Below are 15,981 nucleotides of genomic sequence, written 5' to 3'. Positions count from 1 at the left end.
AGTTAAGGAACAATCATGAGTACGGTTTTTGATATCAATTCATTGGCAAGAGAAAACGTTCGCAAATTAGTCCCTTATATGTCTGCCCGCCGTCTGGGCGGTCATGGTGATATTTGGTTAAATGCGAATGAATACCCCATCGCACCCAATTTTCAACTCACTGAAAACACACTCAATCGCTATCCTGAATGCCAACCAGCAACAGTCATTCAACGTTATGCCAATTATGCTGATCTGCAACCGGAGCAAGTTCTTGTCAGTCGTGGCGCAGATGAATCCATCGAATTGCTGATCCGAGTTTTTTGTGAGCCGGGACGCGATGCTGTACTGTTTTGCCCACCCACCTATGGCATGTATAGCGTTAGTGCCGAAACCTTTGGCATAGAGCAAAAAAAGATCCCTGTCAGCGTCGACTGGCAACCGGATATTGCCGCCATAAAAAATAATCTGGATCGCGTCAAGTTGATCTATATCTGTAGTCCCAACAACCCTACAGGCAATCTCATTGAACCTGCCGTATTACGCCAAATCCTTGAATTGGCCCGTAACCGTGCCATCGTTGCCATTGACGAAGCCTACATCGAATTTTGCCCACAACATGCAACTACCCATGCTACCACCCGTTGGCTACAAGACTACCCTCACTTAGTCATTTTGCGAACCCTCTCGAAAGCTTTCGCTTTGGCTGGATTGCGTTGTGGATTTACGCTGGCTTCTGCCGATATTATCGCGCTAATGCTAAAAGTGATTAGCCCTTATCCACTTGCTACACCTATCGCAGATATCGCTGCACAAGCGCTAACTGAAAAGGGCATTCAAACAATGAGAAATCGAGTGGAGGAGATCATCAGCAATCGGACTTATCTCCAGCAAGCACTCAGCAAATTGACGTTGGTAGAAAACGTGTTTCCAAGCGAAACCAACTATATTTTGGTGAAATTTATCAATGCAGAATTCGTTTTCAAAACGCTATGGGAGCAAGGGATCATCTTGCGTGATCAAAGTAAACAACCGGGATTAGAGAATTGCCTGCGCATTACCATTGGCAGCCGGAATGAATGTGAACAGCTAATCAGTGCCATTAGTGCACTTTCCAACCAAACTCAACAAATCAAGGAAACTGAGAACCCATGAGCCAGAAAATGCTTTTTATTGACCGCGATGGAACATTGATCACCGAGCCTCCTAGTGATTATCAAGTTGATCGCCTTGATAAATTGGCTTTTGAGGTTGGTGTGATCCCCGCCTTACTGTCCCTGCAAAAAGCCAATTACAAATTAGTGATGATCACTAATCAGGACGGATTAGGTACAGCCAGTTTTCCACAAGCGGATTTTGAACCACCCCATACCCTGATGATGCAGGTTTTCACTTCACAAGGCATCCATTTTGAAGAGGTGCTGATCTGCCCACACAAACCAGAAGATAACTGTCTTTGCCGTAAACCCAAACTCGGATTGGTACAAAAATATCTGGTCGAAAATGTCATTGATACTGAAAACAGTTATGTCATCGGTGATCGGGAAACCGATCTGCAATTAGCCCAAAACATGGGAATTAAAGGCATTCGTTATCAACCCGAATCACTGGGATGGTCAGCTATTTGTGATCAATTACTCCGCAAGGAGTTAATCCGTAAAGATCGCCATGCCCACGTTGAACGAAAAACCAAAGAAACCGTTATTGATATTGAAATTTGGCTGGATCGTGAAGGAGAAAGTCGCATTAATACAGGCGTTGGTTTCTTCGATCACATGCTGGATCAGATCGCGACTCATGGTGGTTTCCGCATGAATATACAAGTAAAGGGCGATCTTTATATTGACGATCATCATACTGTTGAAGATACCGGTCTCGCACTGGGAGAAGCTTTAAAACAGGCGTTGGGAGATAAACGTGGCATTGCCAGATTCGGCTTCACATTGCCAATGGATGAATGTCTTGCACGCTGTGCTCTGGATATTTCAGGTCGTCCACACCTCGAATATAAAGCTGAATTTAAACATCAGCGTGTCGGAGATTTGAGCACAGAGATGATCGAACACTTCTTCCGTTCCCTCTCTTACACCATGGGATGCACCCTACACCTGAAAACCAAAGGCAAGAATGATCACCATCGGGCAGAAAGTCTGTTTAAAGTCTTTGGCCGGACATTGCGGCAAGCCATTCGCATAGAAGGCGATACTTTGCCTAGCTCTAAAGGTGTTTTATAGGAAATGCTATAAAGGAAGTCATGATGAACGTTGTTATTCTAGATACAGGCTGCGCTAACCTTGCTTCTGTTACCTATGCTATTCGTCGGCTAGGTTATAAGCCCATTGTCAGTTTAGACGCGGATATTGTACGTACAGCCGATAAACTATTTCTACCGGGAGTGGGCACGGCTACCGCCGCAATGAAACAGCTTGAACAGCGACAATTAATTCCTTTGATTAATTCTCTTACCCAACCTGTATTGGGTATCTGCCTCGGTATGCAATTACTTGCCAAAGTCAGTGCAGAGGGAGATAACGTTCCCCTACTGAAATTAATTGATGCCCCTGTAGAAAAAATAATGACCATAGGTCTGCCGTTACCACATATGGGCTGGAATCAAGTGAAAGCACAGTCAGGTCATCCACTGTTTCGCTATATTGCCGACAATTCTCGTTTCTATTTTGTTCATAGCTATGCTCTGCCTGTTGGGGAATATACGATTGCCCAAACTGAGTATGGCAATACATTTAGCAGTGCGATTGCAAAAGGCAATTTCTTTGGTGTGCAATTTCACCCTGAACGTTCAGGTGCAGCAGGCGCACAATTACTAAAAAACTTTTTGGAGATGTAAGCGCATGATTATACCTGCATTAGATTTAATTGATGGTAATGTGGTACGTCTGCATCAAGGAGATTATGCTCAACGTCGGGATTATGGCAGTTCTCCACTCCCCCGCTTACAACAATATGAACAGGAAGGCGCTAACTTGCTGCATTTGGTGGATCTCACTGGCGCAAAAAATCCAACCAAACGTCAAATTGCACTTTTGAAAGAATTACTGGCAGGAGTTACTGTTCCCGTTCAAGTCGGTGGAGGAATTCGTTCAGAGGCAGATGTAAAAACATTGCTTGAAGCAGGGGCAAGCCGGGTTGTCATTGGTTCTACTGCTATGACACAACCTGAATTAGTCAAGCAATGGTTTCATCGATACGGCGCTGACGCAATTGTACTGGCACTGGACATCCGCATCAATGCAGATGGAATTAAGCAAGTCGCCATCAGTGGTTGGCAGGAAAACAGCAATGCTACCCTTGAGTACGTGATTGAACAATATCTCCCTGTTGGACTAAAACATGTTTTATGTACCGATATTTCCCGTGATGGCACATTAAGCGGCTCCAATATTGCGCTCTATCAGGAGATCAGCCAACAATATCCGCAAATCCAATTTCAAGCCTCTGGTGGTATTGGCAGCCTCAGCGATATTTCTCCCCTGCCTGCATCTGGTGTCGCAGGCGTTATCGTCGGTCGCGCATTATTGGAAGGAAAATTCACACTGACGGAGGCTATCCAATGTTGGCAAAACGCATAATTCCATGCCTGGATGTCCGTGATGGGCAAGTCGTCAAAGGCGTACAATTCCGTAACCACGAAATTATTGGTGACATTGTTCCTCTCGCACAGCGCTATGCACAAGAGGGGGCTGATGAGTTGGTGTTTTATGATATTACCGCCTCTTCCGATGGTCGCGTGGTAGATAAAAGCTGGGTGGCAAAAGTTGCTGAAGTCATCGATATCCCTTTCTGCGTGGCGGGTGGAATTAAAACTGTCGAAGAAGCAGGGCAAATATTGGCGTTCGGTGCAGATAAAATTTCCATCAACTCTCCAGCCTTAGCTGACCCGGATTTGATTAACCGTCTGGCTGATCGCTACGGTGTCCAATGTGTCGTCGTGGGTATTGATACGTGGTTTGATGAGAAAACCAACAGCTATCAGGTTTACCAGTTTACAGGAGATGAAAAGCGCACAACCGCAACACGCTGGCAGACATTGGATTGGGTCAAAGAAGTACAACAACGTGGGGCTGGTGAAATCGTTCTGAACATGATGAATCAAGATGGTGTCCGTAATGGCTATGATCTTACTCAGCTAAAATCAGTGCGCGATGTCTGCTCTGTGCCATTGGTTGCTTCCGGGGGAGCCGGTGCACCAGAACATTTCCTGGATGCTTTTCAACTTGCAAATGTTGATGGGGCTTTGGCTGCTTCCGTCTTCCACAAACAGATCATTAATATCAGTGAACTTAAACAATATCTTGCTACACAGGGTGTCGAGGTTAGAACATGTTGACAGCACAGCGATTAACAGCTCAAGAAATTGAGAAACTAGATTGGAAAAAAGTGGATAATCTGATGCCTGTCATCGTTCAACATGCCACTTCTGGAGCGGTGTTAATGATGGGCTATATGAATCAGGAAGCACTGAATGTAACGCTTAATTCTGGCAAGGTAACCTTTTTTTCCCGTACTAAACAGCGATTGTGGACAAAAGGCGAAAGCTCCGGCCACTTCCTGAATCTGGTAGAGATCTATCCTGACTGCGACAACGATACTCTGCTGGCCTTAGTGAATCCTATTGGCCCAACCTGCCATAAAGGTACTGAGAGCTGCTTTGCACCTGCACAAACCGAATGGGGTTTTCTCTATGAATTGGAACAATTACTGGCAAGCCGAAAACATGCCTCACCAGACAGTTCTTATACTGCTCGCTTATATGCCAGCGGAACAAAACGCATCGCCCAAAAAGTTGGCGAAGAAGGTGTAGAAACCGCATTAGCAGCTACAGTAAATGATAGAGACGAATTGACCAACGAAGCCGCAGATTTAATCTATCACCTGCTGGTTTTACTCCAAGATCAAGAACTCGATCTTAGTCGTATCATCAGTCAATTGCGGGAACGGCACTCTACTCAACAGTAGAGTTCTGAGTAAATAAAGTTCCGAGCAAAAGTTGAAAATTTAAAAAATGTCAGCCACTTTGCCAAGTTATATGTACGAAGTGGCTTCTTACTGTCTTATTAGATGACTTTTTATATCTGAGATCGTATGTAGTACCAATAATGGTAGCTATTCAAATTAATGCCCTCTCCTGCTACTCAGAATGTCCGGCAAATTGTAAACCACTGCCAGTGGATTAGAGGCTATTTAGCAGCCACAGACTCCTGCTGCGCTCATAGGGGGTTCAATTGAGGTTACAAAATTGCTTGAGGCTGTTCCACAGTTAAAAACCCCATAATGTGTACGGCCTTCACCAATCACATTAAACAAACTATGGTATCGGCTTTTGCAAATGATATCTGCTGTATTTCGACATATTGGCACCGCTTTCCCTGCTGCAAACACATGTTCTTGATCAAACATAAAGCAAATGGGGGCATCAGGGAGATTACCTTTGTATATGGCGACCTGACCATAATCTTCGCAACTATCTTCTAAATCAATCTTGAATAACCTGAGAGTCATTGAATACAGTCTTGCACCACCCAATTTTTCTTCAATGGATTTGTTGTTAATAGTTTTTAAATTGCTTGCAACAATTCGTATATCCCGAAAGCCAGCATCACGCGCTATTCGCACAAAGTCGCCATAATACAATACATCACCAATACACTCTCCAATCAGCAATGGATCATTTTTTAACTCTTGTGAAAGTCTGCGATCAGAGAAAATATCAGAAAAATAAATTTCTCCACCAGATTTGAGTAGCTGAGCCATTCCCTGAAGCACATCAGATTTTGCAGCAGCTAGGTTAATGACGCAATTGGAGACGATGACATCGACACTATTCGGCGGTAAATTGAGTAGCTCCAAGGACTCAATATTACCGTGTATAAAATGTACATTACTTTCGTTGTAGCCATAGGCTTCTCGGTGATATTCAACATAACTCTCAGCAAATTCAATTTGTTCAAGGGTAGTATCCACGCCGATAACGTTCCCTTCTGGCCCGACCAACTTAGATAAAATGAAGCAGTCTCTCCCGCCACCACAGCCTAAATCCAACACAATTGATCCGGTCAGCAAAGGAGGAAAAGGAGTACCGCAGCCATAAAAACGCTGCTGCACATCTGGGTGAATTGCTTTTAGTATATCTTTGATCTCATCAGAAGGTGGTTCATCTACAGTGCAAACATTAGTTATCAGGTCTTCCTTGCCTGAAAGTGTTGTACCATAGTAATTTTGTACATTTTCAATTCGTTGAGACAATTGTTGTTCTTTGGTTTTCATCATTCTATTCCTCTAATAAAACCGTTCAATACTCGCTATATCCTGTACCTGTATCACGCCATAACAACACGTTTAACATAGTATTTATTCATACATTAATGATCAGTAACCTTCAGTTAAAATGAGTGGCAGCCTACCCATTCGGATTAGCATTCAGAAAAATAGGAAAGCCGTGTAACCCGCAATCATAGCCATAGCAAAAATAACCGCCACAAAGGTCGCCAAGAGCTTAAATGTAAATAGGGAGCGTAATAAAATTAACTCAGTCAGGCTGGCACCGGCACCACCGATAATTAACGCCAGAATCGTTCCGGCGCCGACCCCTTTCGCCATCAAGGCTGCTGAAAGCGGTATCAGGGCTTCGGCACGAATATACAGCGGCACGCCAATGACAGCAGCAATTGGAATAGCAAAAGGATTATCTGAGCCAGCATATTGTTCGAGCAGGCTAGTAGGTACATAGCCATAGATCACACTACCGATTGCTATACCAATAAACAGATACGGTAGGACGTCCTTGAAATCTGACCAAGCTTCCTGCCACAGACCACTATACTTACTTTTCGGGCGCTCAGTTTTGATGGTTTGGTTATCGCAGCAACCTGTAGATTGCGTGGTGATCTGGGAAGCAGGACAACAGGAAGTCACTATTGATTCACAACTGTTTGATACCGTTGGCCTAACGTCACAACTACTTCCAGAGCCCCCGCAACCAGACGCTTCTTCATGGCGTATATAACGTTCAAATCCCAATTTTTGTAGCGACCATCCGGCACCAAGTGAGACCAGAAGAGCTGATAGTACGTAAATAGCTGTTAGCGTCAGACCAAAAGTCACAACAAGCAATACAACGATGATGGGGTTCAATAGAGGAGAAGTAAATAGAAATACCATCATTGGACCAAAACCAGCTTTAGCACGAATTAGCCCTTTCAACATAGGAATGGTCGAACAACTACAAAAAGGGGTGATAGATCCGAGGATTGCAGCCAAAAAATATCCCCTTCTCCGGTTAGCACTCAGTAAGGCTTCCACTTTGGCTGGAGGTATATGTCGCTGGAGAATACCAACCAATAAACTAATACCAATGAATAAAGCTGATAACTCTATGGCAAGGAAGACAAACATGTTTAAGGTTTCTTGCAATTGAGAAGACATTCTAAACCTCCAAATATCTATATTTCTAGTTTTATGGAAATATTGGAGATATTAGATTGCCATTGCAGTTCCTGTCAATTATATTTCCAGAAACATAGAAATTTTTGTTTAGAGACACGTATGAAACATGAAGAAGTCGCAGTAAGTCTGGCTGAACTGGGGAATAGTCACCGATTAGCTATATTTCGCTTTTTAGTTAAGGCCGGTCATCAGGGAGCTTCCGTCGGAGAAATTCAGAAAGCCCTGGGTATTCCTGCTTCAACACTATCACATCATCTCACCCGTATGGTGAAGGTTGGACTCATCCGTCAGGAGAAGCACAGTCGTACTATTGTATGTATACCTGAGTACCAACACTTGGAAAACTTGATCAACTTCTTGCAAGAAGAGTGTTGTGTCGGGATTTCGGTTGAACACTTCACCGAACAATCATGTGGGTTATGTGAAAAACAGGGGTGAGAGAAGAGGACGATATTTCTATCAGGTATATGGAATAAAGTCACAGTAGACCCGAAAGGAAGAACATGTATGTATAGTACATCTGTACTCTTTTGAAAACAGACACTGCCAGAAAAAATCACTATTAGGGAATGACAGTGAAGATTTTTTATCATTTATAGCATAACTTGCCTATCTCCTAATGAAAAACACATTCCCTGAGGGAAAATGTGTTTTTCAAAGGAATACCCAATACTAAAAAATAACGCTGTTACAACCGAGCAATATGACACTTAGCTTAAACAGGCTCTCTTTGAAAAATCATCTCCACGAAAAAATCATTAGAACTAATGTACACTCAGCTATTAAAACCACTACTCAGTGAGTTACATTGCCGCTTTAAAGATAGCTACGATTTCTTCATGAGAAGCTTGAATCGGGTTAGTGAATCCACAGGCATCTTTCAATGCATTGGTCGCCAGTGTTGGCAAATCTTCCTCTTTTACATTCAACTCGGACAAACCTGACGGAATATTGACATCTTTTGCCAATTCACTGATCGCTTGAATACAGGCTTCAGCACCTTGCTCAGCGTTTAGAGTATTAACCTCAACACCCATAGCAGCGGCAATTTCTTTCAGGCGTGCAGCAGAAGCTTTTGCATTGAATCGCTGGACATGTGGCAGCAAAACCGCATTACAGACACCATGTGGCAAATCATAGAATCCACCTAACTGGTGTGCCATAGCATGGACATATCCTAAAGACGCATTATTGAATGCCATACCTGCCAAGAACTGGGCATAAGCCATATTCTCACGCGCTTCCATATCATTTCCATCTTCAACAGCACGACGCAAATTATGACTAATCATTGTCACGGCTTTCAACGCGCAAGCATCAGTGATAGGGTTAGCCGCCGTAGAGACATAAGCCTCAATCGCATGAGTCAATGCATCCATCCCTGTCGCGGCAGTCAATCCTTTTGGCATTCCTGCCATCAACGCAGAATCATTGACTGACAAAATAGGCGTAACATTTTTATCCACAATTGCCATTTTGATATGGCGTTCAATATCCGTAATAATACAGAAGCGTGTCATTTCAGACGCCGTTCCCGCAGTAGTATTAATGGCAATCAAAGGTAGCTGTGGCTTAGCTGAACGATCAACCCCTTCATAATCACGAATGTCCCCACCATTAGCTGCCACCAATGCAATGCCTTTTGCACAATCATGCGGTGAACCACCACCTAAAGAGATCACACAATCGCAATGATGTTGACGCAGAATTTCCAAACCTTCCGCAACATTAATCGTCGTTGGGTTTGGATTTGTTCCATCATAAATTGCACTTTTTATCCTGACATCCGCCAGTAAAGCCTGAACTTTTCCAACAACACCAATCTCATTTAGCACACGGTCAGTAACAATCAAAGCCTGCCTGTAGCCATAATTTTTCATTAATTCGATGGCTTCAGTCATGCATCCCGTACCGATTTTATTTACTGGTGGGATAAAGAAAGTTGATGCTGCCATTTGAAACTCCTTAGATTTTACTGAAGTATTTCGAAGCTCAATGTAAGAGAATTGAATTACAATGTGACACTTATCTCTCGCAGTAAATTTGACCAGAATCAATAATTGCCTATGTAAGATTAAAAAAATAGATATCAATTTTTACTTTGAGTTTATGCAGGAGAATATTTTGCTAAAAAAAGACATTTTTGAATGCCTCACAGCCTTATTGGACACTAACAATGCCCATTATCGTATTATAGAACATACTACTGGTGGTCGTTCAAAAGAAGTGGCAAAAATACGGGGAACCCATCTAGGGCAAGGGGCTAAAGGCCTAGTCTGCCATGTGAAAGGAAATGGCTATCGGCAGTATGTCCTTGCTGTCTTGCCTGCTGATCAACAGGCCGATCTTGCAGCTCTTGCCAAACAAGTGGGAGGAAGCCGGGCTTCTCTGGCAAGTCCAAAAGAAGTTTCTGAATTGACTCGCTGCGTTTTCGGTGCCATCCCACCATTTAGTTTCCACCCAGACCTAAAGTTGGTTGCCGATCCACTATTGTTCGAGCGCTATGATGAACTGGCATTTAATGCGGGTAGCTTAGAGCGTTCGATTATTTTGAATACGCAAGATTACCGGCGCATCGCTATACCAGAATTAATTGCTTTTCGGAAAATAGCCGATTGAGGCTAACTCTAAGAAATGACCCAATAAATTAAAACTAAATTAAACAAAGTTTACATTTTGCTATAATTTAACCAGACGAAGATGAGCGATTATTATATGAGTAATATTTTTGTTCTGGTAATACTTGGTCTTGCTATTCTCAGCCTCGCTGTATTTCTTTTCCTTCACGATGCAGAGATAGCACAATGGTTGGAGAGATTTGCGCAACGATTGCTTAAGTGGCAACCTTCAACTTGATACTTTAGTTTCACTCAGTAAAAAAGGTGCTGATAATTCAGCACCTTAATTTTAGATATGCTTATTTCTTATAAAGATATCTAATAATTAACCCAGCCATTCAGTGTGGAAAACACCTTCTTTATCAGTACGCTTATAAGTATGCGCACCAAAATAATCGCGCTGTGCCTGAATCAAATTAGCAGGCAATACAGCAGAACGATAGCTGTCGTAATAAGAGATAGCAGCAGAGAATGTTGGCGTTGGGATACCATTCTGCACACCGTAGGAAACAACATCGCGCAGAGCTTGCTGATATTCGTCTGCGATTTGTTTGAAATAAGGTGCTAACAACAAGTTAGCGATAGCTGGGTTTTCATTGTATGCATCTGTGATTTTTTGCAGGAATTGTGCACGAATAATACAACCAGCACGGAAGATCTTAGCAATTTCACCATAGTTCAGATCCCAGTTGTACTCATCCGATGCCGCCTTCAATTGTTGGAAGCCTTGCGCATAAGAAACAATTTTACCCAAATACAGAGCACGGCGAACTTTCTCAATAAATTCAGCCTCATCTCCGTTGAACTGCTGAGCTTCCGGGCCTGACAGCACCTTGGATGCAGCTACGCGCTGATCTTTCAGGGAAGAGATATAGCGAGCAAATACAGATTCCGTGATAAGTGTTACCGGAACACCTAAATCCAGCGAGCTTTGGCTGGTCCACTTACCGGTGCCTTTGTTGGCCGCTTCATCCAGAATCACATCAACCAGATATTTCCCTTCTTCATCTTGTTTACGGAAAATATCGGCAGTAATCTCGATCAGGTAGCTGCTCAGCTCACCTTGGTTCCAATTACTGAATACTTCAGCCAATTCCTGATTACTCAGGTTCAATGAATTTTTCAAAAGAGAATAGGCCTCTGCAATCAACTGCATATCACCATATTCAATGCCATTGTGAACCATCTTCACATAATGGCCTGCACCATCTGCCCCAATATAAGCGACACAAGGCTCACCATCAGCCTGGGCAGCGATCTCTTTCAGAATTGGTGCTACCAACTCATAAGCTTCTTTTTGACCACCCGGCATAATTGAAGGGCCTTTCAATGCGCCTTCTTCACCGCCAGAAACGCCAGTACCGATAAAATTAAAACCCTGAGCAGACAACTCACGATTACGGCGGATAGTATCCTGAAAATAGGTGTTGCCACCATCGATCAGAATGTCACCCTTATCCAAATGTGGCGTCAGTGATGCAATGGTTTTATCCGTAGCTTCACCAGCCTTAACCATCAACAGAATACGACGTGGCTTTTCCAGCGAATCGACAAACTCTTCAATGGAATAACTTGGAACTAATTTTTTCCCTGGATTTTCGGCAATAACTTCATCAGTTTTATCGCTGGAGCGGTTAAAAATAGATACAGAGTAACCACGGCTTTCAATATTCAACGCCAGATTGCGCCCCATTACCGCCATACCGACAACACCGATCTGTTGTTTGGACATGAATAACTCCCGTCTAATAATGACTGCTGCCCACCCAAGATGCATACGTAATACCATGTGTATTACATGCCGTATGCAACAAAACAGAGTGAGCAATTTGTTAATGAGGTCACATGTTAACTCAGGAAAGGCCATAGAGGGTAGTTATTGATGTAACCGATACCGTCGAGACGTTTTTTTGCTGAAAAAATTTCCAACTGAGATAAATCACCTATTGATATTTCGCACTTCAATACGCATTATTTAACAGTCGGCAAATGCCGTCCTATTAAAAAGGTAAAACAAATTGTATGGAATGGATCGCTGATCCGACGATATGGGCAGGTCTGGCCACACTTATCGTTTTAGAAATTGTTCTTGGAATAGACAACTTAATATTCATTGCCATTCTGGCAGATAAACTTCCTGAAAAAGAGAGAGACAAAGCTCGCCTGACAGGGCTTTCCTGCGCCCTTATCATGAGGATATTGCTGTTATTCAGCCTATCCTGGCTCATTTCCCTGACTAATCCATTGGTTACTTTATGGGAACATCCTCTCAGCGCCCGTGATTTAATTATGTTGATAGGGGGTATCTTCTTGCTGTTCAAAGCAACAATGGAGTTAAATGAACGGTTAGAAGGAAAAAACCTGCATACCAATCAACAACGCAAAGGAGCCAGCTTCTGGGCGGTAGTTGTGCAAATTATTGTCTTGGATGCAGTATTTTCTCTCGATTCTGTTATCACTGCCGTGGGGATGGTCGATCACATTGGTATTATGGTTGCGGCTGTGATTATCGCCATGATCCTGATGATATGGGCCAGCAAGCCTCTGACAAAATTTGTCAATGCGCATCCCACAATCGTTATCCTGTGTCTCAGCTTCTTACTGATGATCGGCTTCAGCTTAGTTGCTGAAGGCTTTGGCTATCACATTCCGAAAGGCTATCTTTATGCAGCCATCGGCTTCTCCATCATGATTGAAGCACTGAATCAGTTCGCTCAGTTCAATCGCCGCAAATTCTTGAGTGCTTCCCGCTCCCTGCGCGAAAGAACCGCAGAGGCTGTTCTTCACATTTTAAATGGTAAACGTGAAAACGCTGCACTTGATAACCATACTTCCAACCTGATTGCGGATCATACAGAGAACAAAGAAGTCTTTGAGCCTCAAGAACGCCAGATGATCGCCCGCGTTCTCAGCATGGCACAACGTACCGTCAGCAGTATCATGACTTCACGCCATGATGTGGTTTATCTTGATGTCCATGCCCCTACAGAAAAATTAACTACGCTACTGGAACAAAAGCCACACACGCGAATTGTGGTCACAGACGAGCAGACCAGTGATGAGCCTCTTGGCGTTGTACATGTGATTGATATCCTTAATCAACAGCTGACTCACAATACTTTTGATTTAAGGAAGTTAGTCCAGCAACCGTTGATTTTCCCTGAATCTCTCTCCCTGCTACAAGCATTGGAACAGTTCCGTCAGGCACAAACACACTTTGCTTTTGTCGTTGATGAATTCGGTTCTGTTGAAGGGGTAGTTACGGTAACTGATGTGATGGAAACCATTACAGGCAATCTCCCTGTCGGTGGTGGAGAGCTTGATGCCCGCCATGATATTCAGGTTATGGAAGAGGGGTATTGGATTGCCAATGGATTTATGCCACTGGAAGATTTAGTGCTTTACGTGCCGCTGCCATTGGATGAAAAACGAGAATATCAGACACTGGCAGGCCTGTTAATGGAATATCTGCAACATATTCCACAACAAGGTGAGCAACTGAAGATTGGCGACTATCTGTTTGAAGCATTGGAAATCACCAGCCACCGCATCAATAAAGTGAAAATTACCTCACTGAAAGTGGAAGAATATGCTGAAATATAATCAGAAATCTTAAAACCACACCACCTACTAAGAAAAAACCGGCATAAGGCCGGTTTTTTTATTCCTATAAGTTTTATCAGTTTGATTCAATTTTTAGGATATTTGCTCACGATTACACCAAGTACAATAACCCCCGATTCAATAGCAGTTAGCGGGGATGTCGCACCGCCTTCATATGGCCCAAGAGCTTTACAAAGCTTTTTTGTGGCTGAGTTAGCAATACATACATTTATTGTTGATAAGTGAGGGTTTTATATGAGTACGAAATATTTTGCATTATTAACACATACTGGCACCGAAAAACTGAAAAAAGCAGCCTTATCAGGCACCAAACTTGAAATTACCCATATGGCTGTAGGCGACGGTGGTGGTAGTTTACCCACACCCAATGCCAAACAAGCCTGTCTGATTAATGAAAAGCATCGTGCTGAACTTGATGCCCTGACCATTGCACCTCAAAAACCCCACCAAATTATCGCCGAACAGATAATTCCTGAAGGTGAAGGTAATTGGTGGGTTCGTGAGATGGGCCTATTCGATAAAGATGGCACACTGATTGCGGTAGGAAACTGTGCTGACCTCTATAAGCCAGAATCTCAGGAACAAACTATCCGCATGGCATTGACGGTTGGCGATAATAGCTTGGCTGAATGGATAAGAGAGCTAATTTCTGGCCTTGCCACTCGCAGATATGTGAGAGAAAGAATTAAAGAACACGCTGAAAGCCGCAACCATCCTAATGCAACCTTAAAAGAAAAGGGGTTTGTTGCGTTAAGTAACGCGGTAAACAGTGACAGCGAAGCTCATGCTGCAACACCCAAAGCAATAAAAACGGCGTATGAATTAGCCAATAAAGCTTATGAATTGGCTACATCAATCTCTTCGACAGATAAATATGTGCCACTAACGCGTAAAGTTAATGGCAAAGAGCTGTCCAAAGACATTGAGCTGACAGCCGCGGATGTCAATGCCTATGACAAGATCCAAACAGATTCTCTTGTCGATAAAGCTACGACATTAGCCCATCAAGCCATTGATACTGCAAATAACAAAGTCCCTTTGAGCCGCAAGGTTAATGGCAAAGAGCTGGTAATAGATGTTGAACTTACAGCGCTTGATGTGGATGCCTACAGCAGGAAGGAAACCGATGGACTTATCGCTCCCGTTGAGGCGCTGGCTAAAACTGCTGAGCAACTTGCCACCACGGCCATTCAAGATGCTAATAATAAAGTCCCAGTGACCCGCAAGATCAACGACAAAGAGCTGACCACCGACATTCAACTGGTGGCGGCGGATGTCGATACCTACAATAAAGCAGAAATCGATGATCGTATCAGCAAAGTGGATAAGCTGTCGGAAACCGCCAACCACAACGCCAATGTGGCCATTCAGGAGGCCAGCAGCAAAGTTCCCTTGAGCCGCAAGGTCAATGACAAAGAGCTGATCACCGACATTCAACTGACGGCGGCAGATGTCGATACTTACAATAAAGTGGAAATCGATGATCGTATCGGCAAAGTGGATAAACTGGCGGAAACTGCCAACCACAATGCCACGGCGGCCATTCAGGATGTGAACAACAGAGTTCCTCTAACCCGCAAGGTTAATAACAAAGAGTTGATAACCGACATTCAACTGACCGCGGCAGATATCGATGCTTACAGTAAAGAACAAACTGATGGCATGCTCAAAGATATCAAAATACAGATCAGTGATGTCAATAACTTGGCGGAAACTGCCAATACTAACGCAATCAAAGCTATCAACGATACGAGCAGCAAAGTCCCCCTGACCCGCAAGATCAACGACAAAGAGCTGACCACCGATATTCAGCTGACCGCAGCGGATGTCGATACCTACAATAAAGTAGAGATCGATGAGCGTATCAGCAAAGTGGATAAGCTGGCCGACACCGCCAACAGCAACGCCACCATAGCTATTCAGGAAGCCAATAGCAAAGTTCCCCTGACCCGCAAGGTCAACGACAAAGAGCTGTCCGTAGATATTCAACTGACCGCGGCGGATGTCGATACCTACAATAAAGTGGAGATCGATGAGCGTATCAGCAAAGTGGACAAACTGGCCGACACCGCCAACAGCAACGCCACCATAGCCATTCAGGAGGCCAACAGCAAAGTTCCCCTGACCCGCAAGGTCAATGACAAAGAGCTGTCCGCCGATATTCAACTGACCGCGGCGGATGTTGATACCTACAATAAAGTGGAGATCGATGAGCGTATCAGCAAAGTGGATACACTGGCCGAATCCGCCAACAGCAACGCCACCATAGCCATTCAGGAGGCCAACAGCAAAGTTC

The 15,981-nt window shown here is 43.7% G+C and carries 14 protein-coding genes; 10 read left to right on the top strand and 4 right to left on the bottom strand.

All coding sequences use genetic code 11. The features are described from left to right. Nucleotides 1–15 precede the first annotated feature (15 nt). Genes hisC through hisIE form a run of 6 tightly spaced genes read left to right on the top strand, consistent with a single transcriptional unit; the run spans nt 16 to nt 4,956 of the window. Nucleotides 16–1,134, top strand: a complete 1,119-nt coding sequence (gene hisC / locus PSI14_RS15740; protein WP_273576769.1) for a histidinol-phosphate transaminase — start codon at nt 16–18, stop codon at nt 1,132–1,134. After that, the gene (gene hisB / locus PSI14_RS15735; RefSeq protein WP_273576768.1) at nt 1,131–2,213 is read left to right on the top strand and encodes a bifunctional histidinol-phosphatase/imidazoleglycerol-phosphate dehydratase HisB; all 1,083 of its coding nucleotides are present in this window, start codon (nt 1,131–1,133) and stop codon (nt 2,211–2,213) included. Before hisC ends, hisB begins: the two co-directional genes overlap by 4 nt. Nucleotides 2,214–2,236: 23 nt before the next feature. Beyond that, a complete protein-coding gene (gene hisH, locus PSI14_RS15730; protein WP_273576792.1) occupies nt 2,237–2,827 on the top strand; it encodes an imidazole glycerol phosphate synthase subunit HisH in 591 nt (196 codons plus the stop codon). Between the two features lie 4 nt (nt 2,828–2,831). After that, entirely contained in the window at nt 2,832–3,569 is a 738-nt protein-coding gene (hisA, locus tag PSI14_RS15725; protein ID WP_273576767.1) for a 1-(5-phosphoribosyl)-5-[(5-phosphoribosylamino)methylideneamino]imidazole-4-carboxamide isomerase, read from the top strand. Then, a complete protein-coding gene (hisF, locus tag PSI14_RS15720) occupies nt 3,551–4,327 on the top strand; it encodes an imidazole glycerol phosphate synthase subunit HisF (protein ID WP_273576766.1) in 777 nt (258 codons plus the stop codon). Before hisA ends, hisF begins: the two co-directional genes overlap by 19 nt. Beyond that, nucleotides 4,321–4,956: a bifunctional phosphoribosyl-AMP cyclohydrolase/phosphoribosyl-ATP diphosphatase HisIE gene (gene hisIE / locus PSI14_RS15715; protein ID WP_273576765.1), complete on the top strand. Its 636-nt coding sequence runs from the start codon at nt 4,321–4,323 to the stop codon at nt 4,954–4,956. The genes hisF and hisIE overlap by 7 nt, the downstream gene beginning before the upstream one ends. Before the next feature lie 225 nt (nt 4,957–5,181). Here hisIE and PSI14_RS15710 read toward each other — a convergent pair whose 3' ends face one another. Then, complete coding sequence (locus tag PSI14_RS15710; protein ID WP_273576764.1) at nt 5,182–6,264, bottom strand: methyltransferase domain-containing protein; 1,083 nt, start codon at nt 6,262–6,264, stop codon at nt 5,182–5,184. Between the two features lie 153 nt (nt 6,265–6,417). After that, nucleotides 6,418–7,422, bottom strand: coding sequence for a permease (locus tag PSI14_RS15705; RefSeq protein ID WP_273576763.1), 1,005 nt, complete (start codon nt 7,420–7,422; stop codon nt 6,418–6,420). A gap of 120 nt (nt 7,423–7,542) precedes the next feature. On the opposite strand from PSI14_RS15705, the gene PSI14_RS15700 reads away from it, so the two are divergent. Continuing rightward, nucleotides 7,543–7,881 (top strand): ArsR/SmtB family transcription factor, encoded by a 339-nt coding sequence (locus tag PSI14_RS15700; protein ID WP_273576762.1) that lies wholly within the window; start codon nt 7,543–7,545, stop codon nt 7,879–7,881. A gap of 365 nt (nt 7,882–8,246) precedes the next feature. Here the strand turns inward: PSI14_RS15700 and yiaY are convergent, their stop codons facing one another. Continuing rightward, nucleotides 8,247–9,398 carry an L-threonine dehydrogenase gene (yiaY, locus tag PSI14_RS15695; RefSeq protein ID WP_273576761.1) on the bottom strand — a complete coding sequence of 384 codons (1,152 nt, stop codon included), beginning with the start codon at nt 9,396–9,398 and terminating at the stop codon, nt 8,247–8,249. Between the two features lie 169 nt (nt 9,399–9,567). Here yiaY and PSI14_RS15690 point away from each other — a divergent pair, with 169 nt between their 5' ends. Further along, nucleotides 9,568–10,062, top strand: a complete 495-nt coding sequence (locus PSI14_RS15690) for a YbaK/prolyl-tRNA synthetase associated domain-containing protein (RefSeq protein WP_273576760.1) — start codon at nt 9,568–9,570, stop codon at nt 10,060–10,062. A 324-nt stretch (nt 10,063–10,386) separates the two neighbouring features. Here PSI14_RS15690 and gnd read toward each other — a convergent pair whose 3' ends face one another. Further along, the gene (gene gnd, locus PSI14_RS15685) at nt 10,387–11,793 is read right to left on the bottom strand and encodes an NADP-dependent phosphogluconate dehydrogenase (protein ID WP_273576759.1); all 1,407 of its coding nucleotides are present in this window, start codon (nt 11,791–11,793) and stop codon (nt 10,387–10,389) included. A 290-nt stretch (nt 11,794–12,083) separates the two neighbouring features. Here gnd and PSI14_RS15680 point away from each other — a divergent pair, with 290 nt between their 5' ends. Both PSI14_RS15680 and PSI14_RS15675 read left to right on the top strand, forming a co-directional pair. Next, nucleotides 12,084–13,664, top strand: a complete 1,581-nt coding sequence (locus PSI14_RS15680; RefSeq protein WP_273576758.1) for a TerC family protein — start codon at nt 12,084–12,086, stop codon at nt 13,662–13,664. A 255-nt stretch (nt 13,665–13,919) separates the two neighbouring features. Next, nucleotides 13,920–15,981: phage tail protein (locus PSI14_RS15675; protein ID WP_273576757.1), on the top strand; the 2,062-nt coding region annotated here is incomplete at its 3' end.

Source organism: Xenorhabdus anantnagensis (genome assembly GCF_028598555.1).
In the GTDB taxonomy this organism is placed as follows: domain Bacteria; phylum Pseudomonadota; class Gammaproteobacteria; order Enterobacterales; family Enterobacteriaceae; genus Xenorhabdus; species Xenorhabdus anantnagensis.
The sequence above is the reverse complement of the archived record's forward strand: the minus strand, read 5'-3'. Positions and strand labels throughout refer to the sequence as shown.

Coding starts and splice junctions, on each gene's coding strand:
- hisH (WP_273576792.1), top strand. CDS start 2,237: ATGAACGTTGTTATTCTAGATACAGGCTGCGCTAACCTTGCTTCTGTT.
- yiaY (WP_273576761.1), bottom strand. CDS start 9,398: ATGGCAGCATCAACTTTCTTTATCCCACCAGTAAATAAAATCGGTACG.
- PSI14_RS15700 (WP_273576762.1), top strand. CDS start 7,543: ATGAAACATGAAGAAGTCGCAGTAAGTCTGGCTGAACTGGGGAATAGT.
- hisA (WP_273576767.1), top strand. CDS start 2,832: ATGATTATACCTGCATTAGATTTAATTGATGGTAATGTGGTACGTCTG.
- hisB (WP_273576768.1), top strand. CDS start 1,131: ATGAGCCAGAAAATGCTTTTTATTGACCGCGATGGAACATTGATCACC.
- hisC (WP_273576769.1), top strand. CDS start 16: ATGAGTACGGTTTTTGATATCAATTCATTGGCAAGAGAAAACGTTCGC.
- hisF (WP_273576766.1), top strand. CDS start 3,551: ATGTTGGCAAAACGCATAATTCCATGCCTGGATGTCCGTGATGGGCAA.
- PSI14_RS15680 (WP_273576758.1), top strand. CDS start 12,084: ATGGAATGGATCGCTGATCCGACGATATGGGCAGGTCTGGCCACACTT.
- gnd (WP_273576759.1), bottom strand. CDS start 11,793: ATGTCCAAACAACAGATCGGTGTTGTCGGTATGGCGGTAATGGGGCGC.
- PSI14_RS15705 (WP_273576763.1), bottom strand. CDS start 7,422: ATGTCTTCTCAATTGCAAGAAACCTTAAACATGTTTGTCTTCCTTGCC.
- PSI14_RS15710 (WP_273576764.1), bottom strand. CDS start 6,264: ATGAAAACCAAAGAACAACAATTGTCTCAACGAATTGAAAATGTACAA.
- hisIE (WP_273576765.1), top strand. CDS start 4,321: ATGTTGACAGCACAGCGATTAACAGCTCAAGAAATTGAGAAACTAGAT.